General features: G+C 70.8%; 2 protein-coding genes. One reads left to right on the top strand and one right to left on the bottom strand.

Annotated elements, in window-relative coordinates; translation table 11 throughout:
- A partial coding sequence (locus ABZ497_RS36845; protein WP_359812525.1) for an electron transfer flavoprotein subunit alpha/FixB family protein occupies positions 1-282 on the top strand: 282 nt, incomplete at its 5' end.
- A gap of 145 nt (positions 283-427) precedes the next feature.
- Here ABZ497_RS36845 and ABZ497_RS36840 read toward each other — a convergent pair.
- A complete protein-coding gene (locus ABZ497_RS36840) occupies positions 428-862 on the bottom strand; it encodes a hypothetical protein (RefSeq protein ID WP_329486969.1) in 435 nt (144 codons plus the stop codon).
- Positions 863-1196 lie beyond the last annotated feature (334 nt).

Raw genomic sequence — 1196 nt, 5'->3', positions numbered from 1 at the left:
GCGGCCGTCGGTGCCTCGCGCGCCGCCGTCGACGCCGGCTGGTACCCGCACAGCAACCAGGTCGGCCAGACCGGCAAGCAGGTCTCCCCGCAGCTGTACGTGGCCAACGGCATCTCGGGTGCCATCCAGCACCGGGCCGGCATGCAGACCTCGAAGACCATCGTGGCCGTCAACAAGGACCCGGAGGCCCCGATCTTCGAGCTGGCGGACTACGGCGTGGTCGGCGACCTCTTCGCCGTGCTGCCGCAGCTCACCGGCGAGGTCCAGGCCCGCAAGGGCTGACCGCACGACCGAGCACGACGCGCCGGAGGGCGTGGCACCGAGTACCCGGTGCCACGCCCTCCGGCGTATCCGCTGCTGCCCCGCGCGGCGTGCGTCCCGCAGGTGGTCCAGGCCTGCTCCGCGACGCCCGCGGCATGTGTGCGGACTACTCGGCGCAGGCCGCCAGGTGCTGGGTGAAGCCGCCCTGGTTCGGCGGCAGCGGGCGCGGCTCGACGGGCTGCACCCGCTCGGGCTCCTCCTGCGGCAGCAGCGTGAGCTCCGGCTGGTCGGAGTCGGGGGCCGGGGTCAGCCGGACCCGGGTGCCCACCGGGACGGTGCTGCGCAGACCGCTGACGATGCACCAGACGTCGAAGCCCTCGGCCATCCGGATCAGCGACTTCTGCCGGGCCAGGGGCGTCCTGGCCTGCTCGACGGCGCACCGGCGCACCACGCCGGTGCCCTGGCTGCGCTCCAGGCGCAGGTCGGTGGAGCCGCAGGTGGGGCAGAGCAGCCGCTGGAAGGTCGGGTTGCTGCACCACGTACAGCGCTGGAAGTACAGCGGGGTGCTGTCGATGTCGGCGTCGATGGCTGAGTGGACCACGGTGTCATCTCCCTGCACTCGGACTGGGCTGCCGGCTCGCTGTGCGCCGCCGGCGTACGGCCGGCGGGCAGCCGGGGTGTGTCCTCGGCGTACGTCCGCGATACGGCCTCCGTACGCCAGCAAAAGGATAGGGAACTCAGTACCGCCCTGGGAAGGCACTGAGTTCCCTTTTTGCTACGCGCATGCATAATGAAGGGTACTGAGTACCGTCGCGAAACAGGAGTGCCGATCATGAGCCAGGACTTCGATCTCTTCCGGATCTCCGAGGAGCACGAGATGCTGCGTGAGGCGGTGCGTTCGCTGGCCGAGGCGAAGATCGCTCCGTTCGCGGCGG

The organism is Kitasatospora sp. NPDC005751 (genome assembly GCF_040630835.1).
GTDB lineage: Bacteria > Actinomycetota > Actinomycetes > Streptomycetales > Streptomycetaceae > Kitasatospora.
The sequence above is the reverse complement of the archived record's forward strand: the minus strand, read 5'-3'. Positions and strand labels throughout refer to the sequence as shown.